This window comes from uncultured Marinobacter sp., assembly GCF_947259545.1.
Classification (GTDB): Bacteria; Pseudomonadota; Gammaproteobacteria; order Pseudomonadales; family Oleiphilaceae; genus Marinobacter.
In genome coordinates this window covers 331,461-355,174 of sequence record NZ_CAMYMK010000008.1, presented here as the reverse complement: position 1 = coordinate 355,174, position 23,714 = coordinate 331,461, and the positions used below count along the sequence as shown (strand labels likewise).

Genomic DNA, 23,714 nt, shown 5'->3' with positions numbered 1-23,714 from the left:
ATTGACGCTAGAGGCCACGGTTTCCATTGGCTGGGTAAATACCGTTATTGCGGCGGCGCAACGCCTTTCCGTCGACAAAGACACCCTGCTGGCAACGGCTGGCATTCCCTCCGCTGCGAGCGAGCTGGAGCGCTGGCCTATAGATGACATTACAAGGCTCTGGCATGCGGCAGAACGTTGCACCGGTGATCCGGGCGTTGGTCTGAAGGTGGGGGCCGAATTTACTCCGAGGAGTATCAGTGGGGTCGGGTTTGCGTTGCAGTCTGCCGCCACCCTGCGTGAAGCCGTTGCGATGGCTCAGCGGTTTCAGCGATTGATCTCTGATGGCGGTCGGTTCCAGGTGTTGGCCGGCAGCACCGCTACCTGGTTGGTCTATCATCCCCGGCAGGGGAAGCTGGCATTCAGCCCTCACCAGATTGAAGCCGTTCTCGCTGCTGTAGTCGGCTTCGCCAGCTGGGTGACAGGAGCCCGAATGAAGCCCCTGCGGGTGCAGTTCAGCCAGCCCCGGCTTGGGCCGCCTCAGGGATACGAAACGGCCTTCCACAGCCCCGTGGACTTCGAGCAGGCCTTCAGCGGCGTGCTCGTGGATAATGAAATACTGGATCAGCCCCTGCCCCAGGCCGATCCCCAGCTTGCCCAGGTACATACGCGCTACACAACGGCACGCCTGGCGGCCCTTTCCATGAACAGTGCCTCTGTTCCGGAGTTGCAACGATGGCTGGCTGCCAGGCTGGGCCCGGTTCTCCCCCGGCGTGCCGAAGCTGCGGAGGCATTGGGCATCAGCGAACGCACACTGGCGCGGAGGCTACGGGACCAGGGGCAGACTTTCGACAACCTGCTGGATGAGGTGCGTCGCCAGAGAGCGCTTCAGGCTGTGGCGGAAACAACTACTCCTTTGCCCGAGATTGCCGAATCACTGGGGTTCGCCGAGGTGAGTACGTTCTATCGTGCGTTCAGGCGCTGGACAGGCTTACCGCCGGTGCGGTGGCGCAAGCAGTTGACAACCACCTCCCGAAGATGATGTTATCACTAGTAACAATGTTACTAGTGATAACTTATGCCTGACGACGTCAAACCTCCCAAAACCTCCTACCACCACGGCGACCTACCCCAACAGGCGCACCAGTTGGCCCTGGAGATCCTGCAGGAGCATGGCGATGCCGCTATCAGTCTGCGGGCGCTGGCCAAGCAGATCGGGGTCAGCGCCCCCGCGCTATACCGCCATTTCATTGACCGGGAAAGTCTGCTCGCAGAGCTGGCCGTGACAGGGTTTGAGGAACTACGGGAACGGCTGTTGGCGGTGGATCAAAGTAAACCTCGGCGGGCGTTGATTGAAATTGGCCTGGTGTACGTATCTTTTGCACAGGACGAACCCAACCTGTACCGGCTGATGTTTGGCGGGCGGGTATTGCCCAAGGGCGTTCACCCGCGCCTGGACTCCGCAGGCAAAGGTGCGTTTCAGGTGCTTGAAGACACCATTGCCCGGGCCCAGCAGGCAGGCTACATCAAACCCATGCCGCTGGCGCTGATGACCGCTGCCGCCTGGTCGCTGGTGCATGGACTTTCACAACTGACCATCGACGGGCATTTACCCAGTGCCGATGCGGAACCCCAGCTGACGGAAGGCGTCGTCACCCTTCTGCTGGACGGATCGCTCGCTGATAATGAACAACGACACAAGGACACCACATCATGAGCAGCCCCAAACCAAGTACCATTCGTGTCGGCCGTCGTTACCGCGCCAATCGCCTGGACGGTCCTTACGACGCCATCGTCATCGGCTCCGGTATCGGCGGGCTGACCGCCGCCGCCTGCATGAGCAAACTGGGCAAGAAGGTGGTGGTGTTCGAGCAGCATTACACGGCCGGCGGTTTTACCCATAGCTACGACCGAAACGGCTACGAGTGGGACGTGGGCGTTCACTACATCGGTGACGTGGGCGCGGACCACACCCTGACCAAGCGCCTGTTCGACCACATTACCGATGGCCAGCTGAAGTGGGCACCCATGGACAGCCATTTTGATCGCATCTTTATCGGCGACCGCCATGTGGATCTGGTGGCCGGTCCTGACAACTTCAAAGCAGAATTGAAGAAGGCCTTCCCAGGTGAAGAACAGGCTATCGATACCTACCTGGAGTACCTGAAGCAGGTGGCTAAAGCCATGCCCGGGCTGGTGATCGGAAAAGTACTACCCGATCTGGCCGCGGGCCCCCTGCGCAAGCTGGTCAACCGCACCGCACCCTCATTCCTGAATCGGCCTACTCGCGAGGTTCTGGAAGGCCTGACCGGCAACCAGGAACTGATTGCCGTGCTCACCGGCCAGTGGGGGGACAACGGTCTGCCACCAGCGGAGTCCAGCTTTATCATCCACGCCCTGATTGCGCGCCATTATCTCTACGGCGGCTACTACCCTATCGGCGGTGCCTCGGAAATGGCCAAAACCATCATCCCGGTCATCCAGCAGGGCGGCGGCGAGGTGTTTACCTACGCCGATGTGAAGGAAATCCTGATCGAAAAAGGCAAAGCGGTCGGCGTCCGCATGGCCGACGGCGAAGAAGTCCGTGCCCCGTTGGTGATCAGCAACGCCGGCGTGTTCAACACTTTTGACAAGCTGTTGCCGGAGTCCGCGCCCCACCGGGACTATTACCAGCAAAAGCTGAAAACCGTGGAACGCTCCATGGCCAGCAACTGCCTGTACATCGGCCTGAAGGATACCGCCGAGAACCTGCAGCTGCCGAAAACCAACTACTGGATCTACCCGGGCGCGAATTACGAAAAGCAGATCAGTGATTTTATAGCTGCGCCGGAAGAGACCGACATTCCGCTCACGTACATTTCCTTTCCTTCCGCCAAGGATCCGAGCTTTGCCGAGCGCTACCCCGGTCGCGCCACCATCGAGATTGTCGCTCCCGGGCCTTACGACTGGTACGAAAACTGGGCCGATAAAACCTGGGGCAAGCGTGGCGACGAGTACGAAGCGAAGAAGGAAGCCTACGCCCAGCGGCTGCTGACGAAGCTGTACGAGAAGTTCCCGCACCTGGAAGGGAAGGTGGATTATTATGAGCTGTCCACACCGCTTTCCACGGACTATTTCTGCCGCTACAGTAAAGGTGAAATCTACGGCCTGAATCACACGCCGGACCGTTTCGAGCAGGACTGGCTGAAACCCAAAACCCGTATCCCCGGCCTTTACCTCACTGGCCAGGATGTGATGACCTGCGGTGTGGCCGGAGCAATGATTGGCGGCTTACTCACGACCGTGGCCGTCAGCGGCCTCAAGGGATTGCCGCTGGCAAAGAGGATGTTTGTGGGTTAGAGCCAAGGGAGAACGTAAGTCAAGGAGAATAAACGTTGCTTGATTTTGTGGTGCAATCCTCTTTCACAGAGGTTGCAGCCCTTCTCGTATTGGCGGCCATCATCGGGTTCATCGGCATATTACTGAGGCAGCCGCTCATCGTGAGCTTTATCGCTGTTGGCCTGATCGCAGGGCCATCAGTTCTGGATATTGTTCATTCCCGGGAACAGATTGAGCTTCTTTCCGAGTTAGGTATCGCCGTCCTTCTGTTCCTTGTGGGTATTAAGCTGGATGTGAAGCTGATCCGTTCTATTGGCGGAGTCTCCTTGCTCACGGGACTGGGTCAGGTGGCTTTCACATCCATCTTTGGCTACTTCATCGGGCTGGCGATTGGCCTGAACCATGTAACCAGCATTTACGTTGCGGTCGCCCTCACCTTTTCGTCCACCATTATCATCGTCAAGCTGCTCTCGGATAAGAGAGAAATCGACTCATTGCACGGTCAGATCGCCCTGGGGTTCCTGATCGTCCAGGATCTTGTCGTTGTCATGGCAATGATTGTGCTGGCGGCAATCGGCATAGGAAGCGGGCACGCCCCAGCCAGTAATTCGTCGGTCTGGCAAGTAGCCATCTCCGGCATTGGCTTGCTGTTATTTGTCATCCTTTTTGTCCGGTACATCGCCGATCCGCTCACCGAGAAACTCGCGAAAGCAACTGAATTGTTGGTTGTTTACGCCCTCGCTCAAACGGCATTATTCGCGGCGATTGGCGATTTGGTGGGTCTGGGCAAGGAAGTGGGCGGCTTATTGGCGGGTGTGGCACTCGCCTCCACGCCCTATCGTGAAAGTATCGCGGCCAGACTGGCACCGTTACGCGATTTCTTGCTGCTGTTCTTCTTCATCGCACTGGGGGCGCAACTGGATTTGTCGCTGCTGGGCTCTCACATCTCTGGCGCCATCATCTTCTCGCTGTTTGTTCTTATCGGTAACCCACTAATTGTAATAGTCATTATGGGAGCCATGGGGTACCGGAAAAGGACCAGCTTCCTGGCCGGCCTGACCGTTGCCCAAATCAGTGAGTTTTCACTCATTTTCGTTACCATGGGCATCAGTCTGGGCCATATGCAACAGGATGTTCTCGGACTGGTCACCCTGGTCGGCATTGTGACCATCGCGGCATCGACTTACATGATCACCTATTCCCATCAACTTTACAGGCTGTTTGAGCCTTTGCTGGGGATATTTGAACGGCCAGGCACTCCCCGTGAACAGTCTGCCGAACAGCACGTTGGTGATCATTATCAGGTGATCATTTTTGGCTTGGGCCGCCTGGGCACAGCCATCGCCACTCGCCTCAAAGCACAAGGCATCAAGGTTCTGGGACTGGATTTTAATCCCGTTGCCATCAAATACTGGCGGCATTTGGGATTGGATACCGAATACGGAGATGTCACGGATGCAGAGTTTGTGGCCGAGTTACCACTCAGGCACGCCAAGTGGGTTGTGTCCGCCATTCCACATCACCAAACCGGGCTCTCCTCCGAAGATATGCGGAAAACAATCATTCAATTGACCCGGGCAGCGGGGTTCGCCGGCCAATTGGCGACGGTATCCCAAAGCAAGATCGAATCGGAAGAGTTGAGACTGCAAGGCGTAGATCTTGTCCTGGAACCCTTCCAGGATGCGGCTGATCGAGCCTGCGAGTTACTGCTTGAAGGTCTTGATGTCCAGTCAGGTCCACATGACGCAAACAGAGAACCAAACCATGAACAGGTTTAAAAACATTCTGTATGTGCTGAATGAACCCATCGGTGAACCCTCAGCGTCGTTGATTCGAGCCGTTTCCCTGGCTAAGAACAATCAGGCGGATTTGACGCTGTTGTATGTGCTCCCAAAACTTTCCTTATCGTCATATTCGAAACAGGCCGGTATCAGCGGCCAGGAACTGCAAAGCAGGATCCTTGCACATGAGCAGGCCGCCCTGGATCGACTGCACTCGTTGCTGGACCAGAACCTGACCATCAAGACCGGGATTCGGGTTGGAAAACGATACCTCGAGAGCATTCGCGCTGTGCAGGCCAATGACTTCGATTTAGTGGTCAAGGAAGCGGATGCGATTGACTGGCTTGACCGTTTCTTCGGCAGCGACGACATGCACCTGTTGCGCAAATGCCCCTGCCCGGTCTGGCTGATGAAGAAAGACGAGAAAGCGGATTACGAACATATCATGGCAGCCGTGGATTTCGACAACGCTGATGAGGACTCAGGAAACGATGAGCTGAACTCAGTGATCATGGAGCTGGCAAGCTCACTGGCTCTGGCAGACTTCACATCGCTCGACGTGGTGAACGCCTATGACGTGCCCGAGGCCGGCTTTATAAGCCTGTGGACAGACCAGCCTGACAAGGTCGAAAGGGAGCTGCTGGCGTCGGAATATTGCCTGAGAGCTCGCAAAATGGACGAATTGCTTGAAGAATTGAAGCACAAACTGGGAACCGAGTCCTATAACTACCTGTCTCTCCGCTCCCACCTTGTCCAGGGGGTTCCGGGTCGCGAGATTCCGAAAATGGCCAAAAAAGTCAAAGCGGACCTGGTAGTGATGGGAACCGTTGCCCGTACCGGTATTTCCGGCATCATTATTGGCAACACCGCCGAGCTCATCCTTTCCCAGCTAAGCTGTTCCGTACTCGCGATCAAACCCAGAGGATTCGTGTCACCGGTGTCTTAACACCAGGCATTCGAAGCGGTTGCGCTGCGCTTACTCACAACAGGCCATAAGCCGCGTGGCGTGTTCCCGTATGGCATTCTTCAGACCCTCTGGCTTCACGACGGTGAACGGGAAAGGGAGCTGTACCAGCCACCAGGCAAACCACTCGAAGCTGTCGGTGCGGGTGGTCAGAAGTAATCCGTCATCCCGTTGTTCAAGCTGATCCGCACAGGATGAGTGGAAATCAAACACAGTTGCGGCGGACTCACGGTCGGTGTGAAGCAAGAGTGATACCTCATGAGTTCGCCCCCAGGACAAAAAGCTCTCGTTCAGGAACTCCGCCGCATCAAAGCCTGGCGGTCGCCGGAAGGTATCTGCCATCAGGTGGACGCCGCTGATACGATCCAGCCGGAACGACCGCATGGCCTCCCTGAGATGGCAGAAGCCGGTGAGATACCAGCGTCCCTGGCGGAACACCAATCCGTAGGGATCAACACTACGGTCCATGCTGCCACGGTCCGGGGAGTGATAGGTAAACCCCACGGTCCGCGACGCTTCGGTGGCGACAGTCAGTGTTTGCAGGGCACGGTCGTCCAGGCTGGGTTCACCCCGGGGAAGGATCACCCGGGTGGTATCGCTGACACCGCGCACCCGCCTTTTCAGGTTGACCGGCATCACCCGTTCCAGTTTCGCCTGCACGCTGGCAATCGCCGGCGCCGCATCCGCCAGCCCGAGTTGCCGGGCCGCCAGCAACCCCAGGGAAACCGCCAGAGTTTCTTCATCGGTAAACATCATTGGCGGTAATTTGAAACCCGCCACCAATCGGTAACCACCGTAGCGCCCCTGTTCCGTCATCACCGGGATGCCCAGGTCCTCAAGCACCGTGATGTAACGCCGGATCGTCCGCCGGTCCACGCCCAACCGTTCCGCCAGTTCCCCTCCACCGATCTGGCCGTGGGCCTGTAATAACTCAAGCACGGTAAGCACGCGGGTTGTAGGACCAGACATAATCGCCTTCCTCCTGGCGTCGATTTGCGATGATTCTCATAAAAATTCTATTGTCCGATTTATTTAGGACAGATTCTTACCTATTTACAAACTAATCTGATCTCGCAGTACATCACTCCCTTAAAAAACTGACAGGAAATGGAGATCGACATGTCAGAACTCACCTTTTACACTCATCCTATGTCTCGCGGACGCGTTGTACGCTGGATGCTGGAAGAAGTCGGTATTCGCTACTCGGTAGAGACGATGGAATTCGGACCGGACATGAAGTCCCCGGAGTACCTGGCCATCAACCCTATGGGCAAGGTGCCGGCCATCAAGCACGGCAACACGATCGTGACCGAGGTGGCGGCCATCTGCGCTTACCTGGCGGATCAGTTTCCGGATAACAAACTGGCACCACCGCAGCAATCCCCTGAGCGAGGCGCGTATTACCGCTGGTTGTTCTTCATGGCGGGGCCCTTCGAAATGGCCACCAGTGCGCTGGCCTACGGCTGGAGAATCGATAGCAGCAACGCGCAGGCCGTCGGCTGCGGCCGGGTGGAAGACAGCATCAATACGCTGGAACAAGTATTAGGCCGAACTCCGTATATCTGCGGCGATCAGTTCACCGCAGCGGATGTGCTGGTTAGCAGTTACCTCTGGTGGGAAACGATGCAGAAGAACATCCCGCCAAACGAGGTCTTCCAGGACTACATCCAGCGTACGGAAAGCCGGCCAGCAGCCCAACGTGCCAATAAACTGGACGATGCTCTGGCCGAGCAGATGAACGTCGCCATGGCCTGACAGGCTTACCTGGCCTTGCCCCGATCAACGACAGGGGCAGGCCAGGGGCCCGCTGGGCCAGGCAGTAGCTGGTGTTCAGTGGCCGACTTCGGGATTAAGGGCTCTGATACACCAGGAGCTGGATGGCATGACAATACTCCCGGAATTATCCTGAAAGGGAGCAAGAGCCTCTCTCAACGCTTCCTCTATTTCCGGGCGCTGTCGCTCCGCCTGCTCTCCGGCTTCCCGAAAAACTTCGCCGGCTGGCCCGATGGCCAACTGGAAATTGATGGCATCCTGGACCGAGTTCCCCACGGTAACCGGGCCATCGAGCTGTTCGAAATTTACATCACGGAATCCGGCAATCTCCAGCTGCTTGGATACCACGTCGGTACAGGCCATGGAGAAGGGCCCAGGGCCACAGGACCGGGCGCCCTCGCCGGGCTCCGGCAGATAACGCAGGACCACCTCCTTCGCCATGCCCAGCCAGGGGTTATAGTCGCTGCTGCGCCAGACAATGAAGATCAGCTCACCTCCCGGACTCAGGGCACGCCGGATATTTTTCATCGCCAGTACCGGGTTTTCGAAGAACATCATGCCGAAGCGTGAAAAGCACAGGTCGAAACTACCATCAAAGGGGTAACGCTCGACGTCTTCGGTAATGAACCGGATGTTGTCCAGCCCCGCCCTACGGCCATCGTCCCGGGCCTTGGCCAGAAACTGCTCCACGCAGTCAACACCCAGCACATGGCCATCGGGCCCGGTCTTGCGGGCCAGTTGGATGGCGGTATCTCCCCAGCCACACCCCACATCAAGAATCCGGCTGCCCGGAGTCACGGTCAGGCGTTCCAGAGGCACCCGGCTGTGATAGCTAAGGCCTTCCATCAGAATGTGCCGGAACCGGTCGAATTTGTCGGCCAGGGTGTCGTTCCAGAACTGCACATATTCAGTGGGTTCAGTCAGTTTGGTGGCAACCTCGCTCATGGTATCCTCCCTTGTAATATCTCGTTCTCCACGGGAATCGGCCCTCCGACAAATGCCAGTAACACCAGGCCATTCCATGTTGGTGCAGCAAGGACGTGTTGGTTGGGCAATTTGTTCCCGGGTCAGCGGCGCGGTCTAACGAGCAGGTACCATTTTTGTCCGCAACCCATCCGCATGGTAATTTAGCGACATGACAGGAAACTGACTTCCGATCACCCACGTTTGATGGATAAAACGATGATAACTCGACTGACCGCTCCATTGGTCTGCCTGGCATTCTCACTAACTGGCTGCGCCTTTCAGGAAACCCTGAAGAGCGGCACCAAAAATCCGTGTGCCTCCCTGAAAAACATGGTGGCGGATTACCCAACGGGGTTCGCTTCGTACCGGAAAGGCGGGTCGGATTTCAGTGCGGTGACGATTTACCGGGCGAAGGAGGAACTGATCAGGGGACACTGTGAAGTATGGGCCTGGGGCAACGCTGACTCTGCCTACGTATGCACCGTCGGTGCTCCGGATCCTGAGGTCGCTGTCACGCGCTACAATCAGGCGGTGGAACAGGTAGCAAGTTGCCTGGGACCGACGTGGGTATCGTCGGAAGTGGCCCGCGAGAGGGACGGCGAGGCTGCCGGGGTGGCTACCCGCTTCAGATCTCAGGATGCCAAAACGCCTGTCGTTTCCGTACACAATGTCGAGGATCGCTGGCGCAGGTCTGTTTATCTCTACATTGGAAGCCCTGCCCGGGCTTTGTAATCCGACGCACCACCATCAGGCCAGCCCTTCCCTGGGCGCCTGATGCTGCTATCAGATCTGTTTGTAAGCCACCTCAGACAGCGCACTTCGATTGCCGTCGGTATCGAGGGTCCGCATGGCGAAGTACCAGGTACCTTCACTCAGTTGATCAACCAACAGTTCGTCAACGGAGGCGTCGCCAATGGCCAGGGTCTGATCCATCGTGTCAACAGAGGTGCCATAGACCACTTCATAACCCGCGATTTCACCCATGCTGAGACTGTCTCCATTTTCCCGGGTCAGCGGCGCGGTCCAGCTCAATAACGCAGCATCTGCGGGGATGGCAGTGCCTGTGCTACCGGAATCTGTCGTGTCACCTGATGTGCTGGTCTCACCGCCACTGTCACTGGTGCCATCAGTTCCGGAGGTTGTATCTCCAGAGTCAGCGAGACTGGTATCGGACTCGTCGTATACATCAGCAATAGTCTCGAACCGCTGCACATTGCGATGCTCAACCACCGCCAGTTGCTGACTGATCGTAGCCGAGTCCACTGTAATTTGAAGCTCCGACGCCTGTAATGCAGAGGCCGCTACCAGGTCTGACAAGGCAAGACTGTCACCATCCCCCAGGATCTGAATCTGCCCGGTGGCAGCTACCTGGGTCGTCATGTCATTCAGAACCTGGGAGATGGTGGTCCACTGGGGGTTGTCGTTTACCAGTGCCAGAAAAGCCGCATTGGCAATGGCCACCTGAAGGGCATCGGCGGATACATCACTGAGCTGATCCAACCGGGTCAGATCAGGCGGTGCAAGGTGTAAGGCACCGGCAGTAAGGCCGAACCAGTTTTCAACCGTCGTGTACGCACCCGCCAGCGCGTCAGGCGACAAGCCCTGATCGTTTCGCTCCGCGAGCGACACCGCCAGATGGGTCAGTGGTGTCAGATAGACAGTCTCGGAGATCAAATCGCCTGCGCCACGCAGGCTGAAGTCACTGTCGAGACTCAGGCTCTGGCCAAATACGACGGTGCTTCCGTCAGCCTGATCACAGCCGGGGAGGACATCGCAGACCATGCGGGTATGATGGTCGGTACTTAACTCAACCAGTGCCCAGCCGTCGGCCTTGCCCCGCAACTGAAGTTCATAACTACCGTCTTCATTGGTTCTGACGGTCTTGGCGGCCAGCCGGTCCAGAGAGTAGTTACCGTCTTTGTCCGCAATCAGGCGATTAGCCGTAACCATCCCCTGTTTAATAATGCCTTTGACGGCCGCCCCCGCAACTTTCACCACGGGGTCACCGGAATGGGTGCCGCCATCTGACTGCGCAGTCGCTTCACTCTCACTGCCTGAACCGCAGCCTGCAAGGAGGGCCACTACAGGGATAAACAGCAGTCCTTGCATCGATATTTTTTTGCCGCGATATGACATATTTTGCACCAATTTATTGACTATTCGAGCAAATCATATCGCGGGATTTTTCGGTTATTTGCGCTCTGGTTCCCTGTTTGTCACGGCCATTTCGTCAAGAAGTTGGCACTTACACTAAAAGACAGAATGACATCGACTGTAACGCGACAACGGGTCAAATGGTCGACGTTAACACTTTGTTTTCAAAGGGATTTCAGAAAGTTCGGAGGGAGGATCGAGAGCGGGACAGGAGGGAAAGATCGAATCCCCCTGCCCCTGTATTACAAATTCAAACAGCGAAATTTCACGCTAATCCGACTACTCACGCGCAATCAGGCGCCGTACCTGCTCGAGATTCTCGTTGGATGTGACGTGGTAACTGGGAGACGCTTTGGCGGCTTTCTGGAAGAATGCCTCAGCCTGTCGATAATCTTCTTCGGCCATACGGATATAGCCCATGGTATTCAACGCGTCCGCCTCACTCATTACCTTCGCGAATGCCTCCTGCGCTTCGTCATAGCGCTCCAGACGGGTATAGAGCTGCCCAAGATTTCGCCAGGTACGCTCGTGTCCGGGGGCAAGGCCAAGTGCTGTCTGGTACTGGCTTTCGGCCCGATCCCAGTGACCAATAAGATAATAGGAATAGCCCAGATTATTGTGGAGCTTGACGTTTCGGGGAGCCAGCAGGAGCGCCCTGTCGTAATAATTCCGGGCGTCGGTAAAGTCGCCACGCAAGTCCGCCATAATGCCCAGAGCATTCAATGCCTGCCAGCGGTTACTGTCGGCCTCAACCGCCTGTTCCAGCATGGTCCGGGCCTGGTCGTATTCCCGCTGTTTCATCATCATCAAACCCAGGCCCTCAAGGGCACCGGGGTGAGAAGCATCCTTCTCAAGAGCCAGACGAAAAGCAGAGGCAGCCTTGTTATTGGCTTCTTTGTGCAGGTTGATGGCGCCAATCTTGTAGAAGGTGTCGGCATTGTCCGGGTCCAGTTCCAGTGAGCGGATGTATTCGAACACGGCTTCGTCCACCTTGCCCCGCCGGTACGCGGCATCGCCCCTGGCGATCGCCTCCTCTGCCGATTCCACGGGCATCAGTGTGGAGAAGGTCAGTTCTGACGCACCCTCGTAGAGTTCCGTGTAGTTGTTGCCGGATTTAACGGCCGGGTTGGCGGCGCAACCGGCAAGGAAGAGCGCAGTAAGGATGACACCCACTCTCCCCCGTTTCCACAAGCAATGCCAGCCGGCGACTCGACTACCCTGATGCAATTCCTTTGTATGCTGATGTGCCGTCATGGTCAATCCTCGAATTATTGTTGTGGATATGATTACCCCTTGAAATGATCCAGAAGCCCAACGATAGCTGGGCCAATCGCCACTACAAAGAATGCGGGAAACATGCACAGCACCAACGGGAACACCATTTTTGTGGAAATGGTGGCGGCCGCCTCTTCCGCACGCTGCATACGTTTATCCCGGAACTCCTCCGAATAGATACGCAGGGATTCGGCAGTACTGGTGCCAAACCGGAGGCTCTGGCTAAGCAGCGCCACTAGACCACCGATCTCCTCCAGCCCAGTGCGGTCAGCAAGGTTTTTAAGAGCATCAACCCGATCCACACCAGCCCGCATCTCGCTATTTACCAAGGCAAGCTCCTCAGCCAACTCCGGGTGACCAACTTCCAGCTCATCAGACACTCGCTGTATCGCGGGCTTCAAGCCATATCCAGCCTCAGTACAAACTACCAACAAATCAAGAGCATCCGGGAAGCCATTGTAAAGTTTGCGCTTGCGCCGCAGGATCAGCTTATTCAGCACATAGTTGGGCCCAAGCGCTCCCAGAAGCATGGCTGCAGCCGCCGCTTGTACTACCGCCAGATTGGTCAGTCCAGGAACCCATTGCAACCCGAAAAACACTGCCAGAGGCAAGCCCACAATCAACAGGGTTTTTATGGCATAAAAATTGGACAGGGCATTGTCATTGCGAAAGCCGGCATGGATCAGCCGCTGCGCAGTCCGACTACGTTCTTTCTCTTTCCTTGGCAGCACATAAGGAGCAATAGACTTGAGCAATGGTGTAAATGGGCTTCGACCGGCCCCTTCGCCAATCTCCGGTGCCACCACGTTGTGCAGACGGCTCCGTACCGGATGAAACAGGGTTGACATCAGAAACATACCAGCGAGGGCGAGACAAAAGACCGCCACTGCCATCAGCATCACAAAAGCCAGCTGTGTCATCTGCCGATCCTTGAGGATGCTATCGAGCATTCCGATCAGGTAATCCATGGCTCTTCTCCCTATACCTTGAGGTTAAGAATTTTCTTGATCCAGAAAACCCCTATTACAATCAGCACCAGAGCAATGAGGACAATGTCACTACCCCGCGAACTTTCGGTAAGCATCGGCATGTAGTCCGGATTCACCAGCGTAATCAGCACAAACAGGACAAACGGAGTCATGGTGAGCACCCAAGCGGAAATCCGCCCCTCCGCCGAAAGGGTCCGGACCCGGCGCTGGAAGCGGAAACGGCCACGAATTACGGCTGCAATTTTCTCCAATACCTCGGCAAGGTTACCGCCCGACTCCCGCTGAACCAGCACAGCGGTAATCAGGGCCATAATCAGTACACTGGGTACACGCTGCAGCAACCCGAACAGAGCTGAACGAACATCTCCCCCGTAATTAATTTCGTTGAAGGTCGTCTGAAACTCTTCCTTTACCGGACTCGGCATTTCAGTGGATACCAGGCGAATCGCTTCAATAAACGGGTGGCCTGCCCGCAAGGCGCGAATAATCACATCCACCACGTCCGGTAACTGCTCTTCAATCTTCGCAATACGTTCAGCGCGTTTTTTTCGCAGGTAGATGAATGGAATGAGTGCACCAAACGGCGCAATGACCAGCGGCGACCACCAGGCACCGCTTATGGAATAGCCGACAAATCCAGTTATCACCGCCAACAACCCCGCCAACAGCAGCACCCGGTAGGCCCGGGTACGATACCCACTCTGGGCAACCAAAGTTACCAGGGGCTGCAACAGGGAAAGGGTTTCAAGTCGCTTCTCCAAGGGCGACAAGTCCTTCAGGTATTGCTCCCGTATGAGGGAAACGCGCTCCTTCGAGCCATCCTTCATAGTCAGGTTATTCATCCGCCGGCTTAGCCGTTTCCGTGCACCTCGACTCTCGCCGAATACCGGAATCACCATACCCTGAGACAACAGGAACACCGCCACAAAGACGAGTGCCAGGAATATCCAAAGTTTATCGCCCAATACGTCCATGGCTCAGCCCTCGAAGTCCGGATCATAGAGTGACAGCGGTAACGCAATGCCCCGCTGCTGAAGATGTTCCTGGAAGCGGGGAACAATGCCGGTTGCCCGGTAATTGCCAAGCACCCTACCCTGTTCATCCCGCCCTAACCGGCGGAAGGTAAAGATCTCGGACATGGTGATCACATCGCCTTCCATACCGTTAATTTCCTGCACGCTCACCAGCCGACGGGTTCCGTCCTCCTGACGTTCGACCTGCAGGACAACCTCAATGGCTGAGGCAATCTGGGAACGGACGGCCTTGGTCGGCATGGTGGTGCCCGTCATCGATACCATGTTCTCGATCCGGGTCAGCGCATCCCTGGGGGCGTTGGCGTGGAGTGTCGTCATGGAGCCATCGTGGCCAGTGTTCATCGCCTGCAACATATCCAGAGCTTCCGTACCCCGCACCTCGCCAACGATGATACGGTCTGGCCGCATCCTCAGGCTGTTGCGCACCAGGTCCCGCTGGGTAACTTCGCCCTTGTTCTCAATGTTCGGAGGACGGGTTTCCAGTCTCGCCACATGGGGCTGCTGCAGTTGCAGCTCCGCGGAATCCTCAATAGTGACGATCCGCTCATCGTGGGGCACAAACCCGGACAACACGTTCAGGAGGGTGGTTTTACCGGAACCGGTACCGCCGGAGATCAGCACGTTAAGCCGGCCCCGGACGATGCCCTCCAGAAGGTTGGCAATAGGAGCTGTCAGGGTGCCTTTCTCTATCAAGGCCTCCATCGACAACCGACCGATGGAAAAGCGACGAATAGACAGTAATGGCCCGTCTACCGCCAACGGGGGGATAATGGCGTTTACCCGGGAGCCGTCTTTCAGCCGTGCGTCCACCATTGGGGAAGACTCATCGATCCTCCGCCCCACACTGGACACAATACGGTCAATGGTATTCAACAAATGAGTGTCGCTTTGGAAGCTGATATTCTCCCGCTCCAGCTTGCCATTGCGCTCCACATAGATGCAGTTATAACCGTTGACCAAGATGTCTGATATGGACTTGTCGGCCAATAAAGGTTCGAGAGGACCAAAACCAAGAATGTCATCCTGTATCTGCCGGAGAATACGTTGGCGAGCTGCCAGCGAGAGAGGTATCGACTCCTCCGACATCAGCCGTTGACCAATATCCTGCAGCTGGCGCTCGGCTTCTTCGCGCCCCAGCGTTCCCAGTAAGGACAGATCCAGCACCTTCATCAATTTCTGGTGAATCTTCTGCTTCCAGATTCTCTCCTGCTCTTCTTCGGAGCGGCGGGCCGAATCCATTCCATTCGCTGATGTCACCAGCGGCGGTTCAAGTTCGCTCTTACCTGCGTCGTTCAGTTTGCTGAGTTCCATAACACCCTCCTCAGGCTCCTGCCAGTTTCCGCCAGACCCGACCAAGACCGGACTGTGGTACCACTTTCTTGCCACTCAGGGTTTCCGCCATCTGCACCATGCTGCGGCTCACCATTGAGGATGGCGCTGCTTCCAGTAACGGCACCCCCAGATTCGCGCTTTCCGCGACCTTGGCATAGTCATTGGGAATACAGGTGAGATCCCCGATCCCCAACGCCTTTTCAATATCTGCGGTGGTCAGGGTAAGGCGCTTGTTCCAGCGGTTAACAACCACCCCGATTCGATCCGTGGGTATTCCCATATAGCGGGTAAGGTAGTGGAGTAGTCGGCGGGCATCCTGAATGTGAGCTATGGTCTGCTGCATCACCACCAGTACCCTGTCGGCAGATTCCAATACTCCGCCGGTCACGCCATCAATCTGCCGTGGCAGGTCAACCACCGTATGGTCATAGCCGGAACGCAGGAGTATCAGTAGCTTTTGCAGCTGGCTCTCATCAATATCGCCTGGTACAACTAACTGGTCGGTGCCGTTGCCCAGAAGGTGCAACCCGCTTTTGTGCTTAACCATGTGTCCCTCGAGTGCTAACAGGTCCATATTGTCAGCACGCAGGATGGCATCGATCAGGCCACCGCTCTCTTTCAGGTCGAAAGCCGACGCCAGGTGGCCAAACTGCAAATCCATGTCCAGCAGAGCGACCCTCTCCTCAATTCTTTCAACGAGACTGTGAGCCAATACGCCTGCAATGGTGCTGGCACCAGAACCACCCTTGGCGTTGATCACCGCAAACAGGTCGCCTTCCTGCTTACCGGATGGCTGAAGTTCCCGTTCAATGCGCCAAAGGGCTTCCAGCAGTTCCTGTTTCTGAACCGGGAAAATGAAATAGTCCCGGGCTCCGACCTGCATGGCGGTGCGCATGACGGTGGTATTTTCCGGGCCTGTTACCAGCGTCGGTACACGCCCGGAAGCAGGACGCTCATCAAGCGACTTCAGCTCGTCTTCCCAGGCAACCGTAGTACAGAACACCAGTGCATCGGGCAGATCCGTTATATTGTGGAGCGGATCGGAATGCCCGTTGGTAATCAAGCGCTTGCTGATTGACAAGCCTGGCTCGTTGGCAAGCATCTGTTCGAGCTCTTCCAGCTCCTGGGCGTTACGCCCTGCAATCAAAACCGTCATCTTTGCTTTCATGGCTTTTCCTTCCTTGCTCGCTCAACTCACTGTTCCGAAACAGCCGGTGCCTTCCGGAGAAACACCCAGGCTCTCCCGTGGCAGTACGGTAATAAATGGCGGCAACTCAAATTCCTGGAAAAAGAATGGAATGATCAGCTGGTGCCGAAATCCGCTGACCTCACTCCGCACAAAGGCAATATCCAGGTAGTTGGTGGCCGGATCAGAAACCTCACTGCCGGTCCCGTCCAGATAGTCCAGATCGATCAGGCCTTCGTGCAGGTCTCTCAATATTGGGCTGTTCCCCGAGGATGTTGGTTCGTCAAACATGGCCACGCGTCGGATAGCGCTATGCTCAACGGGACAAACTACGGCGACCCGTGCAGCGCGGCGACTGGTTTCATCCAGCGTGTTCCAGACAAACAGCAGGCGACCGAATTCGATAGCGGCAAACAACAGGATGAAAAACATCGCCCCGACCAGGGCGAACTCCACAGTATGCAAACCGGACTGAGATCGAATATTCATAGCGCCCTCATCTGCACAGTGCCCTTCATTTCAAAGGCCAATTCGATAGGGTCTCCGCCGTAAAACGCAGGGATTCTTCCAACGATTGGCACATAGTCGTATATGGCTCTGACCTCAACGTGACTGGCGTCGGGACTGGACACGCTGATATCACCTGTCGACCACCCCGGCAGCAAAGGCTCGCCCGCTCCCACAGTGTTGCCGTACACCACCAAATTGCTGGTCTCTTGCACCAGTGCGCCATCAAGCAGGATCAGCCCCAGACTGCCATTCAGGGCATGGGACGCCGCGTGCCTCGCTCCGTCCTGCGTCGCCCGGGTCATGGTGTGGTACTGATGAAAGGCCCAGCCCAGTTCGCTGACCGCAAACACCACCAATATCAGCAACGGGGCAGTCAACATGAATTCCAGTACAGCGACGCCTTGCTGTTGCTTCCCTGACTTACGAATTGCGTCCATAACCTCTGCCCCCACTTATCCCGCAGCTTTCAGCTGTCGAAAGTATCCGGATCCTTGTAGAGCTGGATAATATGCGGCCCAGGGCCGGCACCAGGATTTGGCCCCGGCACGCCATTGCTGCCGCAATCGTCCTTGAACTGACCGTAAAACACGGCCTGGCCCTGGTGGTCCATCTCGTCCACCATGTAGAAACAGGCGAATCCAAGCAGCTCCACACTATCCTGACCGTTGGCCAGTCCGTCACAGTTCCCGACCGGCATAGTCAGGATACGTCGACCAGGTGCACCAGCCGGTGGTTGGTCCGGGCTGACGGTTTCGTATTGCGACTCGTACCAGTCCAGGTCGTAGGCAGGCATTTCCTGATTCAGATAATCCGCTTCGGTATAGGTTTCGTGGTTGGCAAACCAATCAGGGGGGTGATCGGTCGGGTTGACCGGTCCGTGGTAGATTCCCAGCCGGGTGTTGATACCCTGGGCGAACGGACCAACGGTGTTACCGGGTTCGGTCTCGATATCACTGTCGCCATCAGAGGAAAGGCAGGCATCATACTCTCCAGCCGCCGCGTCCCGCACATCGGCGCCACCCTGACTGCCATCGAGCCGGATCAGATAGAAGTTACCGTTACCCACCTCGGATGAATCGCCCGAACCGATTTTCAGTTGCTCCACCTGCCCGCGGGAATAACCGAACGTAGTGTCGGGAGGGCTCTCCTCCTGAGGCGTACCGCACGCCATCAGCGGCGCAATATCGCATGCCTTTTTGACAGATGGACTCGGGCCGGCAACTGCAGTTCCGGCTATGGCCAGGTCATCAAAACCGAGCACTGGGGCAAACCATTCGGCCACGTCATAGTTCGCCACCTTCGCCCTTACATAGTTAGCAGGCGTCGTGCCTGCTACAAAGGGATTCAGTGTGGAGGAATATTCCAGTGCCAGGGTAAGGTCACCGTCGTTGGCGGCGGCGCCAAGCCCGGCATTACCCGGTGCCGCCAGGTTAGCAGCAAACGTGGTATGGCCGGCGCTGTCAGCCAGCGCGGTGCTACCGGTCTGATCCAGAACCTTGGCGGCACTGAGCGCTGCTGCATCCAGGGCGTTCTGGAGACGCGTCTTTTCCAGGTGGGCATTACTTATATCGAGAGCAAGCGCAGCCATCCCCAGAATAGCCACCAGAGAAATTGCGGCCAGAGGCAGGATCGCACCGCCCTGAACCTTGTGACCTTTCATAACTGATACCATGATCAGTCCTCCCTGCTCAGCGCGAAAGCCCAAGGCCAGCGCTGCCACTCATATCCGGAGTCATTCGCGCAGGATTGCCGGTCTCCTTGCGATAGCTGTTGTAGCCAGCTTCCGCTTTGCGACCGTCGATTACCGGAAGCTCACGTGCTTCCTGATCCGGCGAGACATACTTCTGGGCAGCAATCATCTGGCGTACCGAGTTACCGAACTGATCCTCGGAGCTGGGTGAAGCACACCCGGCGATCAACAGAGCAGCAGTCAATCCTGTCACCACTGTCTTGAAATTGCGTTTGTATGCATCCATGACGTTCACCTCAGAGTTCATGTCCGAATTGTCCCTTTACACTGCCCTGCTGGACCGTTTTGGTGCCAGTTCCGGGCTCACGTCTGCCTTCCGTATACCCCAGTAGGTAAAACTCCAGGTCGGACGGTTCCACGAAATAATCCGTGGGCAGGGTGAATTGATTCCGCTCAACCGGCCGGGCGAAATGGGGGGTAACCAGGATGACCAACTCTGTCTTGCCCTTGATAAACTCCTGGCTGCGAAACAGGTTGCCCAGTATCGGCAGGTCACCAAGCCCCGGGAACTTATCAACCCGCTCCCTCAGGGTTTCGTTGATCAGGCCGGCCACCCCAATGGTCTGGCCATTGGCCAGTTCCACCGTGGACGAAGCACTGCGGCTGGTAAGCCCATTGATGAAAAAAGTGGCAGAGCTATCAGGAACATCAAGGGTGATCGAATTCTGATTACTCAGCTCGCTGACCTTGATGTTGAGCTTGAGGCTGATCATGTTGGAATCCAGCACCGTGGGCAGGAATCCGAGACTGACGCCAAATTCCTTGAACTCGATTGTGATACCGTCATCCTGACCACTGCCAACGGGGATCGGGAACTCACCGCCAGCATGGAAGGTGGCTTCCTGTCCTGTGAGTGTGGTCAATGTGGGCTCGGCCAGAACCTTGGCAAGGTTGTTCTCCTGGGCTGCGTCGATCACCAGATCAAACAGGGTGTCACCATCCAGGAAGCTAGCGAACAGGCCGGTGCTCTCGAACGACATAGGTTCACGCAGGATCTGGGTCGCCGGCAAACCGCCCGTTATGGTGTCAAACCCACCCCCGGGAACAAACGCGCCAGAAGGTGCCAGCGCCGTCCCGTTGTTACCGGCACCAATTGTCAGAAGGGAATTGGCATTGATCGCCTCAAACTTGGCACCAATGCGCTTGAGAAAGTCCCTTGAAACTTCGGCCACCTGAACTTCCAGCATGACCTGCTGCGCACCCCCGACCTGCATCATGTTGAGAACCTTTCCGTCCTCACCGCCCTGATAACTACGGGCCAGGTCCAGTGCCGATGTCATGCGCGCGGCACTGCTGACCTCCCCGCTCAGGATAATGGCATCCTGCGAGGAGCGGACTTCAATCTCTTCATCGGGCAGGATCTGGTGAAGCTTGGATTTCAGGCTTTCCAGATCGTGAGTGACCTCGATGCCAACCGCACTGACCACCTGATTGTCGCTGTCCCACAAGGTGACATTCGTCGTCCCCAGTTGTTTGCCAACCACATAGAGTTGCCGAGAGCGCAGGATCAGGATATCGGCAATATCCGGATTACCGACGGAGATTTTCGCGACCGGCTGTTCCAGATAGAGAGTCTGGGACTGGTTGAGTGCGACTTCTACAACCTGTTTGTCCATTCCATCCGCGAGCATGATTTGTGCTCGTGTACCGCTGGGGAACACCAGCACGCACATCAAAGCCAGGCCAATCAAACAACCCCCAAGCGATAGATTTCGCGTTTTCATGATCATGGTCACTCTCCCTTGTTTTACTTACATGGATACCTTCGATGTACTGACATCCGTGCCACGAATAACAGTGACTCTTGATGAAGTAGCGACAACCCGACGTGGTTTGGGCTTCGGCTCCGGCGGGGCTTCAACCACTTCTTCCTTGACCGGCTCAGGGCGCATGCTGTCATCCAGCGGATTCCTCAATGCCAACTGGACCACACCTTCCTGGGTCGCTTTGATCAATTCTTCCGCTTCGTCCGAGGTCAACTCCAGTGTGACCGCACGGACAATGACAGGCTTGTCTTTTTCCGGGGAAGCCGTCTGATCCACAGCCAGAACCTTGACGTTTTCCAGCAAGGTTCGTGATTCATAGCGACGGTTACCCATGGGGATTGCGGAAACAACGTCCACGCGGTTACCTGGCATCAGGAAACCCGCCACGCCGATAACATCGTTCACACGGACGGTAACAGCCCGTTTATTGGAAGAAATCACGGCCGACAGAGCACTGCCACCGCTGAAGGCTGCCACCTTATCTCTGAGAATGACTTCGCCCGGATAAATCGTCGTCATCGCAACAAATTCCTCTATCTCACCTATCTCTTGATAGGCTCCGGAAGGCACCATGGATTTGGGCATGGTGGCCACCTTCAGGTCGCTGGCTTCCACCTTCTTGCCAAAAGGAATCTGCAGTGACGCCACCACCACAGGGACGCCATCTTCCGTTGATGGTGAGGCAAAACGATCCACCGCCCAGCCTTTTGCCAGATAAGCAGCGCCAAGCCCCATCAGCAGCGCAAAAGTAAGCATGAGAACTGTTCTTGACTTGAACATAGCGGTCACCCCACGTTATCCATGTGTACGAAGTAGTTTTTCCAGGCCCAGCGGATGGATTCCTCGCTGAGCCTGGGTGGTACCCCACGGTACCTGCAGTAATCTCTGACCAGTCCGAGCAAGTCACGGGGATGACAGGGCAACAGGATGTTGTCCTGGCTCGGGTAGAGCTCGGTCATCATGAGCCGGGTGACCTCGGGATCGTCTTCGATCTCCATTTCCTGGCAAACCTGTTGCCAAAGCCGCAGATACGGCTCCGGCTCCAGGGTTTTAAAACCGATCTTGTGTCCGATCCGACGCAGGAACGCTTCGTCTGCCAGTTCGAGCGGATTGAGGTTGGTGGAGAAGATGAGCAACATGTCGAACGGAACAGCAAAGTGTTGCCCTGCCCGGAGGTTGAGGAAGTCCCGTTTCTCTTCCATGGGCACGATCCAGCGGTTCAGCAGATCCATGTGGGATACCCGCTGCCTGCCCAGGTCATCAATCAGCAACATGCCGTTGCTGGCCTTGAGTTGAATGGGGGCCTGGTATTGCTTGCGTTGCTCATCGAACTTCAGGTCCAGCATATCCAGGGTCAACTCACCGCCGGTGGTTACTTCCGGGCGGTGGCACAGGGTGTATCGGGGATCATGACCGTTGGTGAGATGAACCGGGTCCTGTTCCTCACCATGAACCGGGTGGTGAAACTCTGGATCAAACAAGCTGATAACGGTATCGCCTACCAAGATGGAATAAGGAACGTAGACTGGCCCCGCAAGCAACTTGACCAGTTGGCGGGATATATAGCTCTTTCCACTCCCTGCCGGGCCGTAGATAAACATGGCACGACCGGAATGCACCGCAGGACCGAGTTGATTCAACAAGCTCTCCTCGACCACGGTATTGCGGAACAGCCGGTGTATACCCTCTTCAGTAACAACGCATCTGGACACTGACTGACGCCGGACTAACAACTCATAGTCTGCCAGTAGAACAGGAGCCGGGCCGCAATATCCGTCCCGGGACAATGCATCCAGAGCTGCAGCACGCCCGCGATCCGTAAGTGCATAACGAAGTCCGCTTCCCGAGAGGTCTGCGCCACGGCTCTCGACCTTGGCCTCCCGGCGCAACAGGTGTAGTACAGGCTCGAGCACTGCGCCCGGTAATGCCATGTGACGAGACAACTGCTGCAGAGTCTGATTGCTGACCAGGTTAAGATGCTTCTGCAGCAGATCAGCAACAAAGAAATGGTCAAGGCCCGTTTCATCCAACGTATGTGGTCTGGAAATGAGCTCGACCGCTGCTGGAGGGGCTTCCCAATTTTCTGTGATCAAGAGTTCGGCTTCCATTGCTTACTCCACGAACTATGGGAAATATTTCGCTAAATAACCGCCAGGGCTGTTCCGCAAGCGATTGCAAGTGCATAAGGAAAACGTAAACCTGCTGCCTCCCCGGGAGCCGGAGGAATGTACTCCGGCTGCCGAGCCAGCAGCAGCCAGAACATGGAGACATAACGTCTAGCCATGGCTGGCAACCCACCTCTCGCGGTGATATATCCAAGGGCTAGCACGCCGCCCGCAATAACAGTCATCAGAGCAGCCATAAGCACAACTTTGGCACCCACAACAGCTCCAATTGCAGCCAGTAACTTCACATCACCTGCGCCCATGGCAGCAAAAAGGTAAAGCGGCAAGAAGCAGAGCAACCCAGCAATCAGCCCGACCAGAGAAAACATCAGCCCCTCCCATTGCCCAAACCAAGCATGAAAAACCAAGGCTATAGTCACCATGCCGAAACTAACCGCATTTGGGATTTTGCGGACGGATAAATCACTGAGAACCGCAATGAATAAGCCTACGGTAAGGGTCGCTACTGCCCATCCACTCAGGTCCATAAAAACCTCTTGCTACTCAAGCAACCTGACCAGAAAAAGGGGGAGTGCCATCCCCCCTTCTCTTGAAATAGCACCTACTTGTAGTAGGTGCCTTTAGCAACCAGAATTCCCCTGCACTGCGCAGGAAATTCTGCCGATTCCAGTAGTTATATCGCCGCCCAAGGCTTGAAATGCGGCCACTGTGCCCAACACAATCAAAGACCCAGCCACCGCGTACTCAGACAGCTCCAGACCTTCCTCATCACGAAGAAACTGAACCATTTTTTCCTTGAAGTTTTTCATTT

General features: G+C 56.2%; 24 protein-coding genes. 7 read left to right on the top strand and 17 right to left on the bottom strand.

Features of this window, described 5'->3' with window-relative positions:
* The first annotated feature begins 1 nt into the window (after nt 1).
* Genes Q0Y21_RS13390 through Q0Y21_RS13370 form a run of 5 tightly spaced genes read left to right on the top strand, consistent with a single transcriptional unit; the run spans nt 2 to nt 6,024 of the window.
* On the top strand, nt 2-1,021 hold the full coding sequence (locus Q0Y21_RS13390; RefSeq protein ID WP_297796388.1) for an AraC family transcriptional regulator ligand-binding domain-containing protein: 1,020 nt from the start codon (nt 2-4) through the stop codon (nt 1,019-1,021).
* A 36-nt stretch (nt 1,022-1,057) separates the two neighbouring features.
* Nucleotides 1,058-1,696: a TetR/AcrR family transcriptional regulator gene (locus Q0Y21_RS13385; RefSeq protein WP_297796385.1), complete on the top strand. Its 639-nt coding sequence runs from the start codon at nt 1,058-1,060 to the stop codon at nt 1,694-1,696.
* Nucleotides 1,693-3,318, top strand: coding sequence for an NAD(P)/FAD-dependent oxidoreductase (locus tag Q0Y21_RS13380; protein WP_297796381.1), 1,626 nt, complete (start codon nt 1,693-1,695; stop codon nt 3,316-3,318). Before Q0Y21_RS13385 ends, Q0Y21_RS13380 begins: the two co-directional genes overlap by 4 nt.
* Before the next feature lie 35 nt (nt 3,319-3,353).
* Entirely contained in the window at nt 3,354-5,075 is a 1,722-nt protein-coding gene (locus Q0Y21_RS13375) for a cation:proton antiporter (RefSeq protein WP_297796378.1), read from the top strand.
* Nucleotides 5,062-6,024: a universal stress protein gene (locus tag Q0Y21_RS13370; RefSeq protein ID WP_297796376.1), complete on the top strand. Its 963-nt coding sequence runs from the start codon at nt 5,062-5,064 to the stop codon at nt 6,022-6,024. Before Q0Y21_RS13375 ends, Q0Y21_RS13370 begins: the two co-directional genes overlap by 14 nt.
* Before the next feature lie 30 nt (nt 6,025-6,054).
* Here the strand turns inward: Q0Y21_RS13370 and Q0Y21_RS13365 are convergent, their stop codons facing one another.
* Complete coding sequence (locus Q0Y21_RS13365) at nt 6,055-7,011, bottom strand: YafY family protein (protein ID WP_297796373.1); 957 nt, start codon at nt 7,009-7,011, stop codon at nt 6,055-6,057.
* A gap of 150 nt (nt 7,012-7,161) precedes the next feature.
* On the opposite strand from Q0Y21_RS13365, the gene Q0Y21_RS13360 reads away from it, so the two are divergent.
* Nucleotides 7,162-7,797 (top strand): glutathione S-transferase family protein, encoded by a 636-nt coding sequence (locus Q0Y21_RS13360; protein WP_297796370.1) that lies wholly within the window; start codon nt 7,162-7,164, stop codon nt 7,795-7,797.
* A gap of 75 nt (nt 7,798-7,872) precedes the next feature.
* On the opposite strand, the gene Q0Y21_RS13355 is transcribed toward Q0Y21_RS13360, so the two are convergent.
* On the bottom strand, nt 7,873-8,760 hold the full coding sequence (locus Q0Y21_RS13355; protein ID WP_297796368.1) for a class I SAM-dependent methyltransferase: 888 nt from the start codon (nt 8,758-8,760) through the stop codon (nt 7,873-7,875).
* A 237-nt stretch (nt 8,761-8,997) separates the two neighbouring features.
* Between Q0Y21_RS13355 and Q0Y21_RS13350 the strand changes: the two genes are divergently transcribed.
* The gene (locus Q0Y21_RS13350) at nt 8,998-9,513 is read left to right on the top strand and encodes a hypothetical protein (protein WP_297796366.1); all 516 of its coding nucleotides are present in this window, start codon (nt 8,998-9,000) and stop codon (nt 9,511-9,513) included.
* 51 nt (nt 9,514-9,564) lie between these two features.
* Here the strand turns inward: Q0Y21_RS13350 and Q0Y21_RS13345 are convergent, their stop codons facing one another.
* From Q0Y21_RS13345 to Q0Y21_RS13275, 15 genes are all read right to left on the bottom strand, one after another.
* Entirely contained in the window at nt 9,565-10,890 is a 1,326-nt protein-coding gene (locus tag Q0Y21_RS13345; RefSeq protein WP_297796363.1) for a fibronectin type III domain-containing protein, read from the bottom strand.
* A gap of 324 nt (nt 10,891-11,214) precedes the next feature.
* Nucleotides 11,215-12,189, bottom strand: coding sequence for a tetratricopeptide repeat protein (locus tag Q0Y21_RS13340; RefSeq protein ID WP_297796360.1), 975 nt, complete (start codon nt 12,187-12,189; stop codon nt 11,215-11,217).
* Between the two features lie 32 nt (nt 12,190-12,221).
* Entirely contained in the window at nt 12,222-13,178 is a 957-nt protein-coding gene (locus tag Q0Y21_RS13335) for a type II secretion system F family protein (protein ID WP_297796357.1), read from the bottom strand.
* Between the two features lie 11 nt (nt 13,179-13,189).
* A complete protein-coding gene (locus Q0Y21_RS13330; RefSeq protein WP_297796354.1) occupies nt 13,190-14,173 on the bottom strand; it encodes a type II secretion system F family protein in 984 nt (327 codons plus the stop codon).
* A gap of 3 nt (nt 14,174-14,176) precedes the next feature.
* Nucleotides 14,177-15,544 (bottom strand): CpaF family protein, encoded by a 1,368-nt coding sequence (locus Q0Y21_RS13325; RefSeq protein WP_297796352.1) that lies wholly within the window; start codon nt 15,542-15,544, stop codon nt 14,177-14,179.
* A 10-nt stretch (nt 15,545-15,554) separates the two neighbouring features.
* Nucleotides 15,555-16,733 (bottom strand): AAA family ATPase, encoded by a 1,179-nt coding sequence (locus Q0Y21_RS13320; protein ID WP_297796349.1) that lies wholly within the window; start codon nt 16,731-16,733, stop codon nt 15,555-15,557.
* A 21-nt stretch (nt 16,734-16,754) separates the two neighbouring features.
* Nucleotides 16,755-17,240 carry a TadE family protein gene (locus Q0Y21_RS13315; RefSeq protein ID WP_297796347.1) on the bottom strand — a complete coding sequence of 162 codons (486 nt, stop codon included), beginning with the start codon at nt 17,238-17,240 and terminating at the stop codon, nt 16,755-16,757.
* Nucleotides 17,237-17,698, bottom strand: coding sequence for a TadE family protein (locus Q0Y21_RS13310; RefSeq protein ID WP_297796344.1), 462 nt, complete (start codon nt 17,696-17,698; stop codon nt 17,237-17,239). The genes Q0Y21_RS13315 and Q0Y21_RS13310 overlap by 4 nt, the downstream gene beginning before the upstream one ends.
* A 29-nt stretch (nt 17,699-17,727) precedes the next feature.
* Nucleotides 17,728-18,933, bottom strand: coding sequence for a Tad domain-containing protein (locus Q0Y21_RS13305; RefSeq protein WP_297796341.1), 1,206 nt, complete (start codon nt 18,931-18,933; stop codon nt 17,728-17,730).
* Nucleotides 18,934-18,949: 16 nt separating this feature from the next.
* Nucleotides 18,950-19,237: a hypothetical protein gene (locus Q0Y21_RS13300; RefSeq protein WP_297796338.1), complete on the bottom strand. Its 288-nt coding sequence runs from the start codon at nt 19,235-19,237 to the stop codon at nt 18,950-18,952.
* 10 nt (nt 19,238-19,247) lie between these two features.
* A complete protein-coding gene (locus tag Q0Y21_RS13295; RefSeq protein ID WP_297796335.1) occupies nt 19,248-20,741 on the bottom strand; it encodes a type II and III secretion system protein family protein in 1,494 nt (497 codons plus the stop codon).
* Nucleotides 20,742-20,762: 21 nt separating this feature from the next.
* Nucleotides 20,763-21,533, bottom strand: a complete 771-nt coding sequence (gene cpaB / locus Q0Y21_RS13290) for a Flp pilus assembly protein CpaB (RefSeq protein ID WP_297796332.1) — start codon at nt 21,531-21,533, stop codon at nt 20,763-20,765.
* Between the two features lie 29 nt (nt 21,534-21,562).
* Nucleotides 21,563-22,885 (bottom strand): AAA family ATPase, encoded by a 1,323-nt coding sequence (locus Q0Y21_RS13285; RefSeq protein ID WP_297796329.1) that lies wholly within the window; start codon nt 22,883-22,885, stop codon nt 21,563-21,565.
* A 32-nt stretch (nt 22,886-22,917) separates the two neighbouring features.
* Entirely contained in the window at nt 22,918-23,430 is a 513-nt protein-coding gene (locus Q0Y21_RS13280) for an A24 family peptidase (protein ID WP_297796326.1), read from the bottom strand.
* 93 nt (nt 23,431-23,523) lie between these two features.
* Nucleotides 23,524-23,712, bottom strand: a complete 189-nt coding sequence (locus Q0Y21_RS13275; RefSeq protein WP_297796323.1) for a Flp family type IVb pilin — start codon at nt 23,710-23,712, stop codon at nt 23,524-23,526.
* Nucleotides 23,713-23,714: the final 2 nt, after the last annotated feature.

What these genes read in the sequence shown, in the direction of transcription:
- Q0Y21_RS13385 (WP_297796385.1), top strand. Translation starts at nt 1,058, where the DNA reads ATGCCTGACGACGTCAAACCTCCCAAAACCTCCTACCACCACGGCGAC.
- Q0Y21_RS13380 (WP_297796381.1), top strand. Translation starts at nt 1,693, where the DNA reads ATGAGCAGCCCCAAACCAAGTACCATTCGTGTCGGCCGTCGTTACCGC.
- Q0Y21_RS13370 (WP_297796376.1), top strand. Translation starts at nt 5,062, where the DNA reads ATGAACAGGTTTAAAAACATTCTGTATGTGCTGAATGAACCCATCGGT.
- Q0Y21_RS13365 (WP_297796373.1), bottom strand. Translation starts at nt 7,011, where the DNA reads ATGTCTGGTCCTACAACCCGCGTGCTTACCGTGCTTGAGTTATTACAG.
- Q0Y21_RS13360 (WP_297796370.1), top strand. Translation starts at nt 7,162, where the DNA reads ATGTCAGAACTCACCTTTTACACTCATCCTATGTCTCGCGGACGCGTT.
- Q0Y21_RS13355 (WP_297796368.1), bottom strand. Translation starts at nt 8,760, where the DNA reads ATGAGCGAGGTTGCCACCAAACTGACTGAACCCACTGAATATGTGCAG.
- Q0Y21_RS13350 (WP_297796366.1), top strand. Translation starts at nt 8,998, where the DNA reads ATGATAACTCGACTGACCGCTCCATTGGTCTGCCTGGCATTCTCACTA.
- Q0Y21_RS13345 (WP_297796363.1), bottom strand. Translation starts at nt 10,890, where the DNA reads ATGCAAGGACTGCTGTTTATCCCTGTAGTGGCCCTCCTTGCAGGCTGC.
- Q0Y21_RS13340 (WP_297796360.1), bottom strand. Translation starts at nt 12,189, where the DNA reads ATGACGGCACATCAGCATACAAAGGAATTGCATCAGGGTAGTCGAGTC.
- Q0Y21_RS13335 (WP_297796357.1), bottom strand. Translation starts at nt 13,178, where the DNA reads ATGGATTACCTGATCGGAATGCTCGATAGCATCCTCAAGGATCGGCAG.
- Q0Y21_RS13330 (WP_297796354.1), bottom strand. Translation starts at nt 14,173, where the DNA reads ATGGACGTATTGGGCGATAAACTTTGGATATTCCTGGCACTCGTCTTT.
- Q0Y21_RS13325 (WP_297796352.1), bottom strand. Translation starts at nt 15,544, where the DNA reads ATGGAACTCAGCAAACTGAACGACGCAGGTAAGAGCGAACTTGAACCG.
- Q0Y21_RS13320 (WP_297796349.1), bottom strand. Translation starts at nt 16,733, where the DNA reads ATGAAAGCAAAGATGACGGTTTTGATTGCAGGGCGTAACGCCCAGGAG.
- Q0Y21_RS13315 (WP_297796347.1), bottom strand. Translation starts at nt 17,240, where the DNA reads ATGAATATTCGATCTCAGTCCGGTTTGCATACTGTGGAGTTCGCCCTG.
- Q0Y21_RS13310 (WP_297796344.1), bottom strand. Translation starts at nt 17,698, where the DNA reads ATGGACGCAATTCGTAAGTCAGGGAAGCAACAGCAAGGCGTCGCTGTA.
- Q0Y21_RS13305 (WP_297796341.1), bottom strand. Translation starts at nt 18,933, where the DNA reads ATGGTATCAGTTATGAAAGGTCACAAGGTTCAGGGCGGTGCGATCCTG.
- Q0Y21_RS13300 (WP_297796338.1), bottom strand. Translation starts at nt 19,237, where the DNA reads ATGGATGCATACAAACGCAATTTCAAGACAGTGGTGACAGGATTGACT.
- Q0Y21_RS13295 (WP_297796335.1), bottom strand. Translation starts at nt 20,741, where the DNA reads ATGATCATGAAAACGCGAAATCTATCGCTTGGGGGTTGTTTGATTGGC.
- cpaB (WP_297796332.1), bottom strand. Translation starts at nt 21,533, where the DNA reads ATGCTTACTTTTGCGCTGCTGATGGGGCTTGGCGCTGCTTATCTGGCA.
- Q0Y21_RS13285 (WP_297796329.1), bottom strand. Translation starts at nt 22,885, where the DNA reads ATGGAAGCCGAACTCTTGATCACAGAAAATTGGGAAGCCCCTCCAGCA.
- Q0Y21_RS13280 (WP_297796326.1), bottom strand. Translation starts at nt 23,430, where the DNA reads ATGGACCTGAGTGGATGGGCAGTAGCGACCCTTACCGTAGGCTTATTC.
- Q0Y21_RS13275 (WP_297796323.1), bottom strand. Translation starts at nt 23,712, where the DNA reads ATGAAAAACTTCAAGGAAAAAATGGTTCAGTTTCTTCGTGATGAGGAA.